Here is a 15,498-nt window from a genome sequence, read left to right on the forward strand (position 1 = left end):
GTGAGGATCGGCGTGTCGGCGGCCGGAGCCGCGGCGGCGACCGGCGCCGGCGCCGGGATGTCGGCGGTGGCGGCCCACAAGGCGGCGCGCTCGTCGGCGCTGGCGCGGCCGCGGCGAAGCAGCATGCGCTCGACCTGCTCGGCGCCGATGATCTCGCCGGGAAAGAGGATTCCGGCGCGCTCGACGAGATTGCGAAGCTCGCGGACGTTGCCCGGCCAGTCATGGTTGGCGAGGCGGTCGAGAGCGGCGGTGTTGAAGCGCACGTCGCCCTTGTTGTGACCCTGCGCCAGGAAATGGCGGATCAGCGGAGCGACGTCCTCGCGGCGCTCGGCCAGGCTCGGAAGGTCGATCGGGAAGACGGCGAGGCGGTAGAACAGATCCTCGCGGAAGCGCTTCTCGTCGATCGCGGTGTCGAGGTCGCGGTGGGTCGCCGAGACGATGCGGGCGTCGACCGGGATGACTCCGCGGCCGCCGACGCGCTGGACCCGGCGGTCCTCGAGCACGCGCAGCAGCTTGACCTGCATGTCGTGCGGCATGTCGCCGATCTCGTCGAGAAACAGGGTGCCGCCATCGGCTTCCTCGAAGCGGCCGCGATGCTGGGCATGGGCGCCGGTGAAGCTGCCTTTCTCGTGGCCGAACAGCTCGGATTCGATGAGCTCGCGCGGAATCGCGCCGCAATTGACGGAGACGTGGGCGGCGTCGGCGCGCTGGCTGGCGGCGTGGATCGCGCGGGCGACCATTTCCTTGCCGCTGCCCGACGGGCCGGTGACGATGACGGACGCGTCGCTCGGCGCGACCTGCGCCACCTGGAGGCGAACCTCCTTGATGGCGCGGCTGTCGCCGATGAGGAAGGCGGCAATAGGATTCTTGCCGCCAGCCCGGAGCGTGGCCGACTGAGAAACCGTCATACTGGTAGGCGTCCCCCCTGATACAGGCGCAGAAATGGCGGCAAAAGGTTAACGACCGGATAAGCACCTATGGTTTTCACTGTAACCCGAAATTTTCCTCGGGCTGAAGTGGCGGCTTCGGTTATGGCTGCCCCACACAGAGAAAAGTTCGTGGAGTTTGTGATGCGTCGTCGCCTGTTCACCTTGTTCCTCGCGGCCGCGGCCGGCCTCGGCGCGGCGTCGCCGGCTCATGCCCAGATCGGCATCGGCGGCGGCTTCACCATCACCGGCCGAGGCACCGTGACGACCGATTTCCGCCACCGCGGAATCTCGCGCTCGGACGGCGATCCGGCGCTTCAGGCGACCGGCACCCTTTCACACGACAGCGGCTTCTATGCCGGCCTGTGGGGATCGTCACTGACCGAGGCGTCGCCGACGGGCGAACTCCAGGTCGAATATTATGCCGGCTATGCGCGTGAGATCGCCAGCGGCACTGATATCGACGTCGGCCTCGTCTATACGAGCTTTCCCGACGCGAGCGCGCTCGCCGACCCCGATTATGTCGAGGGCTATGCGTCGCTCAGCCACACCCTGGGGCCGGTGACGGCGGAGGCCGGCGCCTTCTACGCGCCGGAGCAGGACGGGCTCGGCGGCCGCGACAATCTCTATCTCTATGGCGACGTGACGGCGGGCATCCCGTTCACGCCGCTGACCGTCCTCGGGCGCCTCGGCTATTCGACCGGCGGCCTCGCGCCGGGCGGCGGCGACTATGTCGACTGGCGGCTCGGAGTCGAGGTCGACCGCGGCCCGTTCCGCTTCGGCCTGTCCTATGTCGACACCGACCTCGACCTGCCCAACAGCGACGCGACCGTGGTGGCGTCGGTAAGCGTCGGCTTCTAGCGGGTCGTTACGCGCAAGAAACTGTTAGCATGATCCATGTTAAGCGCCCCGCCGACAGTGGGCGGGGGCAGTTTATGCATGGCGAGGTGGATCATGGCTTCGTCCAGCGCGGGGCGGAGCGGGTCGAGCTGCACTGCGAGGCGGTGCTGAAACTCGCTGACGGGCGCAGTTTCGACGCGCGGGTGCGCAACATCTCGACCTCGGGCATGCGCCTGTTCTGCCGCGACTTGCTGCCGATCGGCGGCGACGCCCGGGTGGCGATCGCCAATGGCGGCGAGCACCCGATCCAGATCGTCTGGCAGCTCGGCGTGTCGGCCGGAATCGAGTTCACGCCGCACCTCACCTGGCGCAGCGTCGTCGCCTTGCTCGCCGAATCCGAGGAGCAGGAAAGGCTGAACCGCCGAGTCGCCTGAGCGGCCTAGAATTGTTGGTCGCGGTTGCCGGGCCGGCGGGTGATTCCACCGCCTCGCAACCGCTCTAGCCGGCGACGTAGACCGTCTTCATCTGGGTGTAGAATTCGACCGCGGCGAAGCCCTGCTCGCGCCCGCCATAGCTCGACTTGCGGGTGCCGCCGAACGGCACGTGATAGTCGACTCCGGCGGTCGGCAGGTTCACCATCACCATGCCGGCGCGCACGTTGCGGCGGAAATGGCGGCTGTGCTTGAGCGAGTTGGTGACGATTCCCGCCGACAGGCCGAACTGGCCGCGATTGGCGATGGCGAGGGCCTCGTCATAGTCCTTGACGCGCACGGTGCTGACGACCGGTCCGAACACTTCCTCGCTGTTGATGCGCATGTCGGGCGCGGTGTCGGCGATGACCGCCGGCGACATGAAATAGCCGGGATTGGTCATCTCAAGGCGCTCGCCGCCGGCGGCGAGGCGGCCGCCTTCCTCGGTGGCGATGCGCACGTAGCGCATGTTCTGTTCGAGCTGGCTGTCGCTGACCACGGGGCCGATCTGGGTCGCGGGATCGAGTGCGTCGCCGACCCTCAATGCGCGGGCGCGCTCGACCAGCGCCTCGACGAAGCGGTCGTGAATGCCTTCGGTGACGATGACCCGCGACGAGGCGGTGCAGCGCTGGCCGGTGCCGTAGAAAGCCCCGTCGATCGCACAGGCGACGGCGCGATCGAGATCGGCATCGTCGAGCACGACGAGCGGGTTCTTGCCGCCCATCTCGAGCTGGACCCGCGCCTGGCGCTTGACCGCGCCCTCCGCGACGCGCGCGCCGATGCCCTGCGAGCCGGTGAAGGAGATGCCGTCGACCTCCTCATGGTCGACGATCGCCTGGCCAACCTTGCCGTCGCCGATCACTAGGTTGAACACGCCCGCCGGCGCGCCGCATTCGTGGATGATCGCGGCCAGCGCATGAGCCGTCGCCGGCGTCGGGCTCGCCGGCTTCAGCACCACGGTGTTGCCGAAGGCGAGCGCGGGCGCCGCCTTCCACGCCGGGATCGCGATGGGGAAGTTCCACGGCGTGACCAGGCCGAACACGCCGACCGCTTCGCGATAGGTCGCGGCGTCGATTCCGGGGCGGGTGGAGTCGAGCGTCCGGCCATGGCGGCGAAGCGCCTCGCCGGCGAAATATTTGAAGATGCGCGCGGCGCGCATGACCTCGCCGGTGCCCTCGGCGATGGTCTTGCCTTCCTCGCGCGACAGCAGCTGCCCCAGCTCCTTGGCGCGCGCCATGATCGTCGATCCGACTTTGTCGAGCAGGTCGGAGCGCACTTCCGGCGAGGCGTCCGCCCAGGCCGGGAAAGCGGCGCGCGCTGCCGCCACGGCGGCGTCGACCTCGGCCTTGCCGCCGGCCGGGTAGCGCGCCACCACGTCGTTAGTGTTGGACGGGTTGAGGCTCTCGCCCGCGGCGGCGCCGGCAACCGCTTCGCCGGCGATGAAATGGGTGAGAGTGTCGGTCATGACCTCCTCGCAGCCGCTCGCCGCGCCCATGTCAAGCGGCGGCCGTTGACCGGGCATGCGCGGTTATGGCAATCGGTCGGCCGCCCGGGCGGGTGTAGCTCAATGGTAGAGCAGAAGCTTCCCAAGCTTACGACGAGGGTTCGATTCCCTTCACCCGCTCCATATTCCCCTTAGCTTTGGTCGTTCCCGCAAGGTCCAGAAGCGCCGCCGCCAGCTCGGCGCGGCGGAAGGGTTTGGTGAGGCGGGGCAGGTCCGCGCTGACGCCGTCATTCTCGGCATAGCCCGAGATCAGCAGAGCGGGCATATCGCGGCGCCGACCGCGGAGCTCACGGATCAGCTCGGTGCCGGTCATGCCGGGCATCAGGTGGTCGGTGACCAACAGGTCGATCCTGGTGTCGCTGTCGAGAAGGCGAAGAGCGGCTTCGGCGGAATCCGCCTCGACGACGATATAGCCGAGGTCCGCGAGCATGTCGGCGGTGGTCGCCCGGACGATCTCCTCGTCATCGACCAGAAGGACGGTGCCAGCGCCGGCGCCGCCGTCCATATCGGCCTCCTCGGCTTCGCGCTCGGCCTGCTCCGAGGTGATGGGAAGGTGAAGATCCACGACGGTTCCGACGCCCGGCCTGCTCTTGATGGTGAGAGCGCCGCCGAGCTGTGCGGCGAGGCCGTGGACCATCGACAGGCCGAGGCCAGTGCCGCGGCCGACGCCCTTGGTCGAGAAGAAGGGCTCGATCGCGCGCTTCAGCGTTTCGGCGTCCATGCCGATACCGGTGTCGGCGACGGCAAGGCGGACGTAGTCGCCCGCCGCGAGGCCGGCCGGATTGCCGTTGTCGAGCCGTTCGGGCTGGGCCGAGACGGTGAGGGTGCCGCCGCCCGGCATCGCGTCGCGGGCGTTCACCGCGAGGTTTAGAATCGCCATCTCGATCTGGTTGGGATCCGCCTTCACCCGCGGCAGCGCCGGCGCGGCGTCCATCACCACCCTGACCTGCGGGCCGGAAGTGCTGTCGACGAGGTCGATCATGTTGCCGATCAGGGTCTCGAGGTCGACCGGAACCGCCTGGAGCGGCTGGCGGCGCGCGAAGGCGAGGAGGCGCTGGACCAGCACCTTGGCGCGTTCGGCCGAAGCGAGGGCGCCGTCGACGAGGCGCTGTTCGCGCTCGCCGCCGACGCTTCGCCTTTGAAGTAGGTCGAGCGCGCCGATGATCGGGGTCAGCAGGTTGTTGAAGTCGTGGGCGACGCCGCCGGTGAGCTGGCCCATCGATTCGAGCTTCTGGCTCTGGCGGAGCGCCTCCTGGGTGCGTTCGAGCTCCTCGCGATGCGCCTTCTCGTCCGTGACGTCGCGGCCGATGGCGTGGATGAGGCCCTCGTCCGGAACCGCAATCCAGGACAGCCAACGATAGGAGCCGTCTCTGGCGCGGTAGCGATTCTCGAACCGGAAGGTGGTGACTCCGTCCGCCAGCCGGCCAAGCTCGGCCTCAGTCGGGGCGACGTCGTCGGGGTGGAGAAAGCTGGTGAGGTTGGCGCCGATGAGGTCCGCTTGTTGCCAGCCGAGCAGGCTCGTCCAGGCCGGATTGACCGCGTTGATCGTGCCGCCGAAGCGGGCGACGAGCATCATGTCGGTGGTCAGCCGCCACATGCGATCGCGGTCGGCGGTGCGCTCGGTGACCTGGGCTTCCAATGTCTCGTTTAGCCGGCGCATCGCTTCTTCGCTTTCGCGCAGGGCGTCCATGGTTGAGCGACGTTCGCTCACGTCGACCAGAACGCCCGGAAAGCGAAGCGGCGTTCCGTCGGTTGCGAGCGAGACCTGACCGTTCGCCTCGACCCACCTCCAGCCTCCGCCGGCGCGGCGCACGCGATATTCGCAGCCATAACCGCCGCCACCCCCGAGCACGTCATTGATGGCGTTCGTAACGTGAGGGATGTCGTCGGGGTGGATCGATTCCATCACCTGCTCGAGCGGAAGACCGGTACGGCAGAGTTCGGGATCAACGTCGAACGAGCGGGCGAAGCGCTCGTCGGCGGTGAAGATGTCGGCGGGAACGTCCCACACCCAGGTGCCGACGATGGCGCCGGCGTCGAGCGCGAGTTGGAGCCGTTCCGTGGCGGCACGCGCGTGCGCTTCGCTGACCCGGAGTCGCGCCTCGGCGCGGGTGCGCTCGACTGCGGCCCAGGTGCGCTCGGAGACTTCGGAAACGAGATCGGCGTCGCGGTCGGTCCAGGGGCGCGGCGCGCTGGCATGGACGTAGAGCGCGGCGCGCATTCGTCCGTCCTTGACCAGCGACGCGGTGATGGCCGCGCGCGTGTCGATGGCATCGAAGGCTGCAAGGGTCTCCGGCGCGTTGGTGCGAGGATCCTGGGCGACGTCGGGAACGAGAAGCGGGGTTCCGGCCTTCAGGCTCGCGTGGACGTCGGGTCCGAAGGCGGCGAGGTCGTGGGTGCCTTCGCGGCCCGGCACGGTTCCGTCGGTCCAGTTGCGTTCGGTGGTAAAATAGCGCGCGGTCTCCTCGACCTCGCCATAGCCGACGCGGTTGGCGCCGAGATGACGACCGAGCGCCTCCGCCGCCGCGGCGATGATCGCCTGCGGATCGGACAGAGTGCGCATGTGGTCGCTGAGCGCGAGGAGGAAGCGGTTGCGCCGCTCGGCGAAGATCCGCTCGGTGACTTCATGCCCCTGGTTGAAGACGCCGACGACGGCGCCGTCCTCACCGCGGATCGGGGTGATGCTGTAGTTCCAATAGGTTTCGTGAACTCGCCCGTGGCGCTCCATCGGCAGCATCTCGTCGAAGGTCGAGAAGCCTTCGCCGGTCGCCATCACTTCCTGGAATTGCGGGCCGACCACGTCCCAGATGTCGTGCCAAACCTCGGCGCCCGGGCGCCCTAGCGACCAGGGATGACGCTCGGCCGGGATCGGCGCCCAGGCGTCGTTGTAGAAGAGACGAAGCTCCTCGCCCCAATAGATGGCCGTCGGGAAGGTCGAGTGGAGGCAGATCGACAGCGCCGAGCGTAGCGACTGCGGCCAGGTTTCGGGCGGGCCGAGCGGAGACGCGGCCCAGTCGGTGGCGCGGATAAGCGCGCCCATGTCGCCTCCGCCGGCAAGGAATTGCTGCGGATCGGTCACCCGGTTCGCGTCGTCCACTACAGTGTTACCCTGTACCTTGAGACAGCCCCCCGGCTTGCTTTGCCCCTAGTCGATGCAAGCCATTGCGGAAAAGAGCCAAAATGACGGGGTCAGACGACCGCATCAGGCGCGGGCTGACGCTTGTCCTCGGTGTTGGTGTCGAAGTCGCCGGCGTCGTGGCGCTCGTGGAGCTGTTCGGACGGGTCGCCGGTAGTTCGATTGACCATTCGGCCGCGGCGGACGGCGGGACGGGCGGCGATGGCGTCGGCCCAGCGCTTCACGTTCGGATATTCGTGGACGCTGAGGAACTCGGCGGCCTCATAGGCCTCGCCGCGCACGACGGCGCCGTACCAGGGCCAGATCGCCATGTCGGCGATGGTGTAGTCGGGGCCGGCGACGAACGCGCTGTCGGCGAGGCGGCGGTCGAGCACGTCGAGCTGACGCTTGGCCTCCATCGCGTAGCGGTTGATCGCATATTCGATCTTGAACGGCGCATAGGCGTAGAAATGGCCGAAGCCGCCGCCGAGGAACGGCGCGCTGCCCATCTGCCAGAACAGCCAGGACAGGGCCTCGGCGCGGGCCGGATAGTCGGCGGGCAGGAAGCGCCCGAACCTTTCCGCAAGATACATCAGGATCGCGCCGGATTCGAACACGCGGACGGGTTCGGGGCCGCTGCGGTCGACCAGGGCGGGGATCTTCGAATTGGGATTCACCGCGACGAAGCCGCTGCCGAACTGGTCGCCTTCGGTGATGCGGATCAGCCAGGCGTCATATTCCGCTTCCGAGATGCCGAGGGCGAGCAGCTCTTCCAGCATGATCGTGACTTTGACGCCATTGGGGGTGCCCAGAGAGTAGAGCTGCAACGGATGGCGGCCGACCGGCAGCTCGCGCTCGTGGGTCGCTCCGGCGATCGGGCGGTTGATGTTGGCGAACTTGCCGCCGCTCGCGCTGTCCCAGGTCCACACGCGGGGCGGGACGTATTCGGCGGCATCGCTCATGCTTATTCTCCTGGAGTCGGGGAGGTTTCGGATGATCTGGGCCCGCGCCGCGCGGTTCCAAGGGAAAAAGTTTCGGGTCCGGTGCGTTGGTAGTGCCGTGCCGCGTTATTATTTCAACATCTGCTCCGACGAATTCGAGGAGACCGACCTGGTGGGCGAGCATTGCAGCGACGATCTCGCCGCGTTGAAGGAAGCGCTGCGCCAGGCGAGCGCGCTCGTCGAGCAACAACTGTTCTTCAACCGGGTGGTCGAGACCTGGATCGAGGTGGAGGACGAGGATCATCGCGAGGTGATGCGCCTGCCGCTGCGCGCGGCCGCCTACTGATGCGGCGGCTGTGGCTGATCACCAATCCTTCCTCCGGCTCGGCGAGCCCGGAGAAATGCGCGGCGATCGAGGCGATCTTCGAGGAGCGGGGGCTGCAGCTGGCCGGCCGCACCAACTTTCCAGAAGACGACTTGCCGGACGTCGAGGAACTGGTCTCCGGCAACGTCGACACGGTGGTGCTGTTCGCGGGTGACGGCACGGTCAACGCGGCCGCCTGCAAATATGACAAGTGGCACGGCCAGGCGCTGGTCCTGCCCGGCGGAACCATGAACATCCTCGCCAAGCGGCTCCACGGCGACGCCGACCCGCACGACATCGTCCACATCGCGCACGAGAAGGGCGCTCCGCGCCCGATGCCGTTCGTCGAGTCGGGCCCGCACAGGGCGTTCTGCTCGGTGATCATCGGTCCGGCCGCGGCCTGGGCGCAGGCGCGCGAGGCGGTGCGCTATCGCGCGTTCAAACGATTTCGGCGGGCGGTGCGGGTCGCCTGGGCGCGGACATGGCATCGCGGCGTCTGCCTGTTCGACGGGACGAAGGAGCGCGGCGCCTACAAGGCGCTGCTGATCAGCCCGGAGGATGGCTGGCTCAAGATCTCCGCTTTCTCGGCGCGCGGCTTCATGGACACGGCCAAGCTCGGCTGGGAATGGCTGACCGGCAACTGGCAGGACGCGCCCGTTGTCGACAATGTCCGATCGGCCCATGTCACGGTGACCGGACCAAGGGCGATCCATGCATTGTTCGACGGCGAGGAGGTGATGCTGAAGTCGCCGGCTCTGGTCAGCTCGGGGGTGAGCAACCTCTCCTTCATCGCGACCGTTGACGCGGCATGACCCGTCTCTTCCACGTCTCCGACCTGCATTTCGGCCGGCAGGACCAGGCCGCGATCGACTGGTTCGCAGCGACCGTCCATGACGAGCGGCCGGCGGCGGTGATCTGCACCGGGGACCTCACCCAGCGCGCGCGCAGCGCCGAGTTCGAAGCGGCTGCCCGATATCTGGAATCGCTGCCGGTGCCGGTGACGGTCGAGCCCGGCAATCACGATCTGCCTTACTTCAATCCCTATGAGCGCTTCGTTCGGCCTTACCGCCGCTATGGCCGGCTCGAGCGGATGATCGAGCGGCCGCTCGACGTCGCCAACGTCGTGATCGTGCCGCTGAAGACGACGGCGCGCTTCCAGTGGCGCCACAATTGGTCGTGGGGCGTGGTCGGTCGCCGCTCTCTGGCCAGGACGCTAGCCCTGCTGGAAAGCGCCGATGACGATCATGTGAAGCTGGTCGCCTGCCATCACCCGCTGGTCGACCGCGACGGCGGGCACTCGTCGGGCAAGACGATCCGCGGGCGCGAGGCGCTCGAGGCGCTCGCCGCGGCCGGCGCGCACGCGGTCCTGTCCGGCCACGTCCACACGCCGTTCGACCTGGAGGTGCCGGTCGCGGGCGGAGACACGATCCGAAAGATCGGCGCCGGCACGCTGTCCGAACGAGTCCGCGAGGCGCCGCCGTCGTTCAACGAGATCCGGGTGGGCGAGGGCGGCGCCCTCGACGTGGTTCACCGTTGGATGGAAAGCCCCGGCGCCTGACGGCCACCGGGGCCGCCAGATCATTTCTTCTCGGTGTCGGTCGTGTCGGAAGTGGTTCCCTCCTGCGTGCCTTCCTTCAGCGTCTTCTGCTGCGTGGTGCCGCTCTGCACGCCGTCGGTGCCGTCGCCCGGTTCGCCCGGCTTCTTCGGTTCGAGCATGATGTTCTCCCTTCCTTGTGCCGGAGTCGGGTGACCCGGCGCGGCCAGAATAGCCCGAGTAGCGTTGCAACGCACGCGCGTGCGTCAAAAGCAACCGGATCGGAGACGAAAGTGTCGGGCCAGGCGGACGGGCATCCTATTCGTCGCGTCATGCTGAACTTGATTCAGCGTCCATTTCCCGGCTGCAGCGGGCGTGACGAGGGGCCCCGAAACAAGTTCAGGGCGACAGGCTCAATTCTATCCGCGGTCGGGCTGCGGTTCCGGATAGTCTTCGCCGCGCTCGCGGGCTTCGCGGCGGGCGCGCTCTTCCGCCTGGCGCGCCTCGCGGCCGCGCCGCTCGTCTTCCTCGCGCAGTTGGCGGCCGCGCGCGCGATCGGCCTCGGACTGGCTCGTGGTCACCGCATCGACTCCGGCACTGACCGCCCGGACCGGCAGGGTGACGAGGTCGACCGCGGTCCGGGCGATACAGCCGGACAGGGCGACGGGCAGGGCGAGAAGAACAAGGGCGCGCATTTCCAACCGCATAGCAGAATTGCGTTGCAGCCGGGTGAACGAACAGCCGCCCCCGACTTGACTCTACATAGGGTGGGTTCCATAATTTCTGTCATGACAGAAATGACGGAACAATCGTCGCCGACGAAGATGGCGCCAGCGGTCGAGCGGTTCGTGCTTAACTGGGGCGACATGGGCGGGCGCTGGGGCGTCAACCGCTCGGTCGCGCAGATCCATGCCTTGCTCTACCTCGCCGAGCGGCCGCTGACGGCAGAAGACATCGCCGACTCGCTCGGCATGGCGCGGTCCAACGTGTCGAACAGCCTCAAGGAACTGCTCGGCTGGAAGCTCATCCGCCGGATCCCGGTGATGGGCGACCGCCGCGACCATTATGAGGCCGAGACCGACTTGTGGGAGATGCTGACCCGCATCGCCCAGGGCCGCAAGGAGCGCGAGCTCGATCCCGCGGCGAGCGCGATCCGCGCCTGCATCGCGGAGGCGGAAGGGGACGCGGCGGTGAACCCGGTCGCGCGACGGCGGCTCGAGGAAATGGGCCGCTTCGTCGGCGAGATCGAGCGCTGGTACGGCCAGATGCTGAACGTGCCGCCGCCCAAGCTGATGCAGCTGATGCGGATGGGCACCAAGGTCGTCGACCTGCTCAGGCTCGGCCGCAAGGGGAAGGCCTGAGCCATGGCCGAGCGGCGCGAAGCGATGAAGGCGGGCGAGGCCCCGATCATCGTCTTCGACGCCCAATGCGTGCTTTGCTCGGCCAACGCCGCCTTCGTTCTCAAGCATGATCGGCGCGGGCATTTCCGATTGGCGGCGCAGCAGAGCGAGGCCGGCGCGGCGCTCTATCGCCGCTTCGGCATCGATCCCGCCGATCCCGAAACCCTGATCGTCGTCAGCGGGGACACGGCCGCGCGATATAGCGACGCGCTGTTGGCCATCGCGCGCGGGCTCGGCTGGCCGTGGCGCGCCGCCTGCGCGTTCCGCGCCGTGCCGCGCTTCGTCCGCGATCCCCTCTATCGGCTGATCGCCCGCAACCGCTACCGCCTGTTCGGCAAGCGCCAGACCTGCTGGATGCCTTCACCCGAGCAGAGGGAGCGGCTTTTATGAGCGCTCTTCGTGCCCATGCTCTCGAGCCTTGCGCGCTCGAGCCCGGGCCGCTTGGCGACCTGCGCTTTCGCCGTCTCGTCGGAGAAGAGGGCTGGGGCAGGCTACCGGCGGCTGTGCGCGAGCGCTTCGGGCATCGCGTCGTCGGCTGCCGTACCATCCTCTACAGCGGCGAGATCGTCGAATGCCGGATAAGCCGGGCCGGGCGCTGTCTCGCCCAAGCCGCTCGCCTGATCGGATCGCCGTTGCCGCTAAGCCGCGCCTGCGGCCTTCCCGTAGCGGTCAGCGTTACCGAGAACCCGGTGAGCGGCGGCCAGCATTGGCTGCGCATCTATGCCCGCCCGCGCGGCTTCCCGCAGGTGATCTGCAGCTGCAAGGCGTTCGCCGGGCCAACCGGCCTCGAGGAATATCTCGGCCGCGGCTTCGGAATCGCGCTGCGCGTTGTCGCGGACGAGGAGGCGCTGCATTTTGTCAGCGATCATATTTTCTGGCGCTGCCGAGGCCTGCGCCTGCGGCTGCCGCGCTTCCTGTTGCCGGGAGACCTCGCCGTCAGCCATGTCGACTGCGACGACGGCTCGTTCTTCTTCGAGCTTCGCCTCCATCATCGCTGGATCGGCGAGCTCGTCCATCAGCGGGCGATCTTCCGGGAAAGGCCGCTGGCGTGAGCCGAATCCTCGTGATCGGCGGCTATGGCGGCTTCGGCGCTCGGCTGTCGCGGCGGCTGGCGACGGCGGGACACGAGCTGCTGGTCGGCGGACGCAGCCGAGCGAAGGCCCAGACCTTTGCCGCGACTCTTGAGGGAGCCGAGCCGGTGGTCGTCAACCGCGAGCGAGATATCGGCGCGGTGCTCGTCGAGGTGCGGCCGCAGCTGGTGATCGACGCCGCGGGGCCGTTCCAGGCCAGCGACTACCGGGTGCCGAAAGCCTGCATCGCACTTGGCATTCCTTACCTGGATTTGGCCGACGCGCGGGCCTTCGTGTGCGGGATCGGCGCTCTCGACGGCGCGGCGCGGACTGCCGGGGTCGCTGTGGTGAGCGGGGCGTCCAGCGTTCCGGCGCTGTCGGGCGCGGTGGCTCGGCACCTGGCCGAGGGGCTGGACCGGGTCACGGCGATCGAGACCGCGCTGAGCGCGTCGAGCCGCTCGTCCGCCGGAAACTCCGTCGCGCAGGCCATCCTCAGCTATGTCGGCAAGCCCGTGCGGCTGTGGCGCGGCGGGCGTTGGCAAGAGCGGAGCGGCTGGCACGAGCTTCGGACGGAGCGCTATTCGGTGGCGGGCGCGAAGCCGCTGAGCCGGCTGGTCGCCTTGTGCGACGTGCCTGACCTCGAGCTTCTTCCGGACATGCTGCCCGGTCGGCCGGCGGTCGCTTTCCGGGCTGGCAACGAGTCGCGGGTGCAGATGATTGCCTTGTGGCTGCTGAGCTGGCCGGTGCGCCGGGGCTGGCTGCGCTCGCTGGCGGGGATGGGACGGTGGCTGCTGCCGCTCCAGCGCTGGGTCGGACGGTGGAGCGACGACCGCTCCGCAATGGCGATGACGTTGAAGGGCTGGCGCGGCGGACGGCCGGTGACCAAGCGCTGGACGATCATGGCGGAGGAGGGCGACGGGCCGGAGATCCCGACGCTCGCCGCCGAGCTGGTGGCCGGGCAGCTGCTCGCAGGACTGGTCGCGCCCGGGGCGCGGGATGCTTCTGCCTTGCTTAGCCTCGAGCAGTTCGAGCCGCTCTTCGCGACGCTGGCGGTGCGGCACGAGACGGCCGAGCTGGCGACGAGCGGTCCGCTCTATCGGCGGCTGCTCGGCGGTGTGTTCGACAGGCTGCCTGGTGCGGTGCAGGCCATGCACGATGTCCATGGCGATGCGGGGGCGTCCGGGGAAGGCGAGGTGAAGCGCGGCGGCGGCCTGATCGGCCGGATGATCGGCGCCATCGTCGGCTTTCCGCCGGCCGGTTCCTATCCGGTCCATGTCGAGTTTCTACAGCGCGGCGGGCGCGAGCGGTGGATCCGCCATTTCGGGCCGCACCGTTTCTGGAGCTGGTTCAGCGCGAGGAATGGGCTGCTCTACGAGCGGTTCGGGCTGCTTCGCTTCGGCTTCGCGCTGCCGTGCGACGAGAGCGCCTTGCGCATGCGGCTGGTGCGCTGGAGCGCGGCGGGCGTGCCGCTGCCGCTGTTCCTCGCGCCGAAGGTCGATGCGCGGGAATGGCAGGAGGGCGACCGGTTCCGCTTCGACGACCGAATCACGATGCCGCTGATCGGCGAGTTGATCCACTATTCGGGCTGGCTGCGACCGGTTGGCGCCGAATCCGAGGAAGACGCGGAGCGCGGCTTGAGGACTGCCGCGTAGGAGGAGACATGGCGATACAAGTGGAGGAAAGACCGACGGCGGGGCGGGTAATCCTCGGCTTTCTAGTCGCCGCCTTTGCGTCGGTGGCCGCTGAGGTGGTCCTGATCGCAAGCATCGCGGGCACGGATATGACGTTCGAGAGCATGCTGGGCTTCTCGATCTTCGTCTTTCTGTTCGGGGTGCCGATCGCGTTGATCGCCATCCTGATACTGGCGCTGCCGGCCTATCTTCTCATGCGCAAGCACTGGCACGTGCGGTGGTGGAACGCTGCGCTGACCGGGCTCATCGTCGGGATGGTGCCGGGGATTCTTCTCGGGGCCGGGACCAGTTGGGAGGCGCTGCAGATCGGGCTAGCCGGCCTGGTCGGCGGCCTCGCTTTCTGGGCCGTGGTTCGCGAGCGGCCGGGGCAGGCCCGGATCGACCCCGAGACGTTCCGCTAGGTCGCGGGTCAGCAGCCGCCAGCCGTCGGGCAGCAAGTCGGTCGACATGAAATAATAGAAGTTGCAGCTGCCCGAGCGGGTCCAGTTGCCGCCCTTGTTGAGGCCGAGCGCGGTGGTGCCGACGAAGATCGGGCCGCCGCTGTCGCCGGCCGCGCAGGTCGGTCCCCTGACGGTGATCCAGGTCGGCTCGCACGGGCCGCCGCACAGCGTGCCGGGCGGGGCATAATCGGTGAGCTCGATCGCGGCGCAGCCATAGCCGCTGGTCTCGCCGCGGTGGCAGGCGATGTCGCCGGCGCGAAGCGACTCGCCCGGGCGGGCGCCGGTGAGCGGGCGCGCCACCTGCTTGTCGGCGTCGGCGTAGAAGAGCGGGCTCATCGGCGCGTCGCCGACATGGACCTGGACGTCCCGGCTGCCCGCTCCCCAGCCAGCGACGAAGGTGAGCCTCTGGCTGCGTCCGTCGGGCTGGAGAAGGGTGAGGTCGTCGGCGCAGTGGGCGGCGGTGGTAAGGCCGGTGCGGCGCCCGTCGGTGACGGTGAAGCCGGTCGTGCACCAGGTGCGCCGCCCGCTCGCCGGGTTGACGCCCTCGACCCTCGCGCCGCCTGCGGCGTCAAAATTCAAGCTCGCGCCGCCCGAGGCGTCGGAATTGCGACTCTCGCCGACGGCGAGGCCGAGGCGGACGGGGACTCCGGTCAGCGCCTCGAGGCGCGCATCGGTCTCGGCGACGCGCTCGGGCGGGAAGCGGGTAGGGTTGCCGAGCACGACCAGCTCGCCGGTGCGCGGGTCGAAGCCCATGCCTTCGTTGCCGGGCGTGGCGGCGACGATGGCGTCGCGGTGGCGGCGCATCGCGGCGACGACCTGTGCGCGGGTCGCGGTCGCGCCGGTGACGAAGTGGACGGGGACCTCGATGCCTCCGACGCGGAGGGCGGTGTCGCGCGCTGGCCGGTTGCCGGTCAGTCGCACGACGATGCGGTAATCGGGGACATGCTCGACCGCGATCCCGGCGATGCGGCCGCGATGCCGGCGGAGGAGACGGTCGAGCGGGGCGACGCTGAGCTCCTGCGCGCGCAGGCGGCGCAGCGCCTCGTCCGGCGGGACATCGAACAGGTCGGCATAAGCGGCGGCGTCCTGGGCGAGCGCCTCGGCCGGCGTTTGCACGCGCGGAGCGAGCCCGTCCTGCGCGGCGGCGGGCGCGGCGATGAAGGCGGCAAGGACGAGGATGAGTTTACGCAATGGGAGCCCGCT

The 15,498-nt window shown here is 68.7% G+C and carries 17 protein-coding genes and 1 tRNA gene; 11 read left to right on the forward strand and 7 right to left on the reverse strand.

What is annotated here, in order from left to right:
- The coding region (locus G7B71_RS10115; protein ID WP_166040467.1) for a sigma-54 dependent transcriptional regulator at positions 1–908 on the reverse strand (908 nt) is incomplete at its 3' end.
- A gap of 162 nt (positions 909–1,070) precedes the next feature.
- Between G7B71_RS10115 and G7B71_RS10120 the strand changes: the two genes are divergently transcribed.
- Positions 1,071–1,787, forward strand: a complete 717-nt coding sequence (locus G7B71_RS10120; RefSeq protein ID WP_166040469.1) for a TorF family putative porin — start codon at positions 1,071–1,073, stop codon at positions 1,785–1,787.
- 74 nt (positions 1,788–1,861) lie between these two features.
- Complete coding sequence (locus G7B71_RS10125) at positions 1,862–2,200, forward strand: PilZ domain-containing protein (protein ID WP_166040471.1); 339 nt, start codon at positions 1,862–1,864, stop codon at positions 2,198–2,200.
- 64 nt (positions 2,201–2,264) lie between these two features.
- Here the strand turns inward: G7B71_RS10125 and G7B71_RS10130 are convergent, their stop codons facing one another.
- Entirely contained in the window at positions 2,265–3,701 is a 1,437-nt protein-coding gene (locus tag G7B71_RS10130) for an aldehyde dehydrogenase family protein (protein WP_166040473.1), read from the reverse strand.
- 88 nt (positions 3,702–3,789) lie between these two features.
- On the opposite strand from G7B71_RS10130, the gene G7B71_RS10135 reads away from it, so the two are divergent.
- Positions 3,790–3,863: transfer RNA gene (locus tag G7B71_RS10135), tRNA-Gly, on the forward strand.
- Here the strand turns inward: G7B71_RS10135 and G7B71_RS10140 are convergent.
- Together G7B71_RS10140 and yghU are read right to left on the reverse strand one after the other, a co-directional pair.
- Positions 3,829–6,837, reverse strand: a complete 3,009-nt coding sequence (locus G7B71_RS10140; protein WP_166040475.1) for a PAS domain-containing protein — start codon at positions 6,835–6,837, stop codon at positions 3,829–3,831. The genes G7B71_RS10135 and G7B71_RS10140 overlap by 35 nt on opposite strands.
- Positions 6,838–6,929: 92 nt before the next feature.
- Complete coding sequence (gene yghU / locus G7B71_RS10145; RefSeq protein ID WP_166040477.1) at positions 6,930–7,817, reverse strand: glutathione-dependent disulfide-bond oxidoreductase; 888 nt, start codon at positions 7,815–7,817, stop codon at positions 6,930–6,932.
- A 97-nt stretch (positions 7,818–7,914) separates the two neighbouring features.
- On the opposite strand from yghU, the gene G7B71_RS10150 reads away from it, so the two are divergent.
- Genes G7B71_RS10150 through G7B71_RS10160 form a run of 3 tightly spaced genes read left to right on the forward strand, consistent with a single transcriptional unit; the run spans position 7,915 to position 9,718 of the window.
- The gene (locus G7B71_RS10150; protein WP_166040479.1) at positions 7,915–8,142 is read left to right on the forward strand and encodes a hypothetical protein; all 228 of its coding nucleotides are present in this window, start codon (positions 7,915–7,917) and stop codon (positions 8,140–8,142) included.
- A complete protein-coding gene (locus G7B71_RS10155; protein WP_166040482.1) occupies positions 8,142–8,972 on the forward strand; it encodes a diacylglycerol kinase family protein in 831 nt (276 codons plus the stop codon). The genes G7B71_RS10150 and G7B71_RS10155 overlap by 1 nt, the downstream gene beginning before the upstream one ends.
- Entirely contained in the window at positions 8,969–9,718 is a 750-nt protein-coding gene (locus G7B71_RS10160; protein ID WP_166040483.1) for a metallophosphoesterase, read from the forward strand. The genes G7B71_RS10155 and G7B71_RS10160 overlap by 4 nt, the downstream gene beginning before the upstream one ends.
- A gap of 20 nt (positions 9,719–9,738) precedes the next feature.
- Here the strand turns inward: G7B71_RS10160 and G7B71_RS10165 are convergent, their stop codons facing one another.
- Together G7B71_RS10165 and G7B71_RS10170 are read right to left on the reverse strand one after the other, a co-directional pair.
- Positions 9,739–9,876 carry a hypothetical protein gene (locus G7B71_RS10165; protein WP_166040485.1) on the reverse strand — a complete coding sequence of 46 codons (138 nt, stop codon included), beginning with the start codon at positions 9,874–9,876 and terminating at the stop codon, positions 9,739–9,741.
- Positions 9,877–10,113: 237 nt separating this feature from the next.
- Positions 10,114–10,389 carry a hypothetical protein gene (locus G7B71_RS10170; protein ID WP_166040487.1) on the reverse strand — a complete coding sequence of 92 codons (276 nt, stop codon included), beginning with the start codon at positions 10,387–10,389 and terminating at the stop codon, positions 10,114–10,116.
- A gap of 102 nt (positions 10,390–10,491) precedes the next feature.
- Between G7B71_RS10170 and G7B71_RS10175 the strand changes: the two genes are divergently transcribed.
- From G7B71_RS10175 to G7B71_RS10195, 5 genes are read left to right on the forward strand one after another with little or no spacing between them, the layout of a single operon-like run.
- Positions 10,492–11,055 carry a MarR family transcriptional regulator gene (locus G7B71_RS10175; RefSeq protein ID WP_166040489.1) on the forward strand — a complete coding sequence of 188 codons (564 nt, stop codon included), beginning with the start codon at positions 10,492–10,494 and terminating at the stop codon, positions 11,053–11,055.
- A gap of 3 nt (positions 11,056–11,058) precedes the next feature.
- A complete protein-coding gene (locus tag G7B71_RS10180) occupies positions 11,059–11,484 on the forward strand; it encodes a DCC1-like thiol-disulfide oxidoreductase family protein (RefSeq protein ID WP_243406200.1) in 426 nt (141 codons plus the stop codon).
- Positions 11,481–12,146, forward strand: a complete 666-nt coding sequence (locus G7B71_RS10185) for a DUF4166 domain-containing protein (protein WP_166040491.1) — start codon at positions 11,481–11,483, stop codon at positions 12,144–12,146. Before G7B71_RS10180 ends, G7B71_RS10185 begins: the two co-directional genes overlap by 4 nt.
- Positions 12,143–13,816, forward strand: a complete 1,674-nt coding sequence (locus G7B71_RS10190) for an SDR family oxidoreductase (protein WP_207774768.1) — start codon at positions 12,143–12,145, stop codon at positions 13,814–13,816. Before G7B71_RS10185 ends, G7B71_RS10190 begins: the two co-directional genes overlap by 4 nt.
- 8 nt (positions 13,817–13,824) lie before the next feature.
- Positions 13,825–14,256 (forward strand): hypothetical protein, encoded by a 432-nt coding sequence (locus G7B71_RS10195; RefSeq protein WP_166040493.1) that lies wholly within the window; start codon positions 13,825–13,827, stop codon positions 14,254–14,256.
- Here G7B71_RS10195 and G7B71_RS10200 read toward each other — a convergent pair.
- Positions 14,167–15,486 carry a hypothetical protein gene (locus tag G7B71_RS10200; RefSeq protein ID WP_166040496.1) on the reverse strand — a complete coding sequence of 440 codons (1,320 nt, stop codon included), beginning with the start codon at positions 15,484–15,486 and terminating at the stop codon, positions 14,167–14,169. The two genes, G7B71_RS10195 and G7B71_RS10200, sit on opposite strands and share 90 nt — an antisense overlap.
- Positions 15,487–15,498 lie beyond the last annotated feature (12 nt).

Origin of the sequence: Sphingosinicella sp. YJ22 (assembly GCF_011320075.1) — a bacterium.
In the GTDB taxonomy this organism is placed as follows: Bacteria; Pseudomonadota; Alphaproteobacteria; order Sphingomonadales; family Sphingomonadaceae; genus Allosphingosinicella.

Bases quoted from the DNA above. Each gene is read 5' to 3' on its own strand.
- G7B71_RS10160 (WP_166040483.1), top strand. From the start codon at position 8,969: ATGACCCGTCTCTTCCACGTCTCCGACCTGCATTTCGGCCGGCAGGAC.
- G7B71_RS10165 (WP_166040485.1), bottom strand. From the start codon at position 9,876: ATGCTCGAACCGAAGAAGCCGGGCGAACCGGGCGACGGCACCGACGGC.
- G7B71_RS10180 (WP_243406200.1), top strand. From the start codon at position 11,059: ATGGCCGAGCGGCGCGAAGCGATGAAGGCGGGCGAGGCCCCGATCATC.
- G7B71_RS10130 (WP_166040473.1), bottom strand. From the start codon at position 3,701: ATGACCGACACTCTCACCCATTTCATCGCCGGCGAAGCGGTTGCCGGC.
- G7B71_RS10120 (WP_166040469.1), top strand. From the start codon at position 1,071: ATGCGTCGTCGCCTGTTCACCTTGTTCCTCGCGGCCGCGGCCGGCCTC.
- yghU (WP_166040477.1), bottom strand. From the start codon at position 7,817: ATGAGCGATGCCGCCGAATACGTCCCGCCCCGCGTGTGGACCTGGGAC.
- G7B71_RS10195 (WP_166040493.1), top strand. From the start codon at position 13,825: ATGGCGATACAAGTGGAGGAAAGACCGACGGCGGGGCGGGTAATCCTC.
- G7B71_RS10170 (WP_166040487.1), bottom strand. From the start codon at position 10,389: ATGCGCGCCCTTGTTCTTCTCGCCCTGCCCGTCGCCCTGTCCGGCTGT.
- G7B71_RS10185 (WP_166040491.1), top strand. From the start codon at position 11,481: ATGAGCGCTCTTCGTGCCCATGCTCTCGAGCCTTGCGCGCTCGAGCCC.
- G7B71_RS10125 (WP_166040471.1), top strand. From the start codon at position 1,862: ATGCATGGCGAGGTGGATCATGGCTTCGTCCAGCGCGGGGCGGAGCGG.
- G7B71_RS10175 (WP_166040489.1), top strand. From the start codon at position 10,492: ATGACGGAACAATCGTCGCCGACGAAGATGGCGCCAGCGGTCGAGCGG.
- G7B71_RS10155 (WP_166040482.1), top strand. From the start codon at position 8,142: ATGCGGCGGCTGTGGCTGATCACCAATCCTTCCTCCGGCTCGGCGAGC.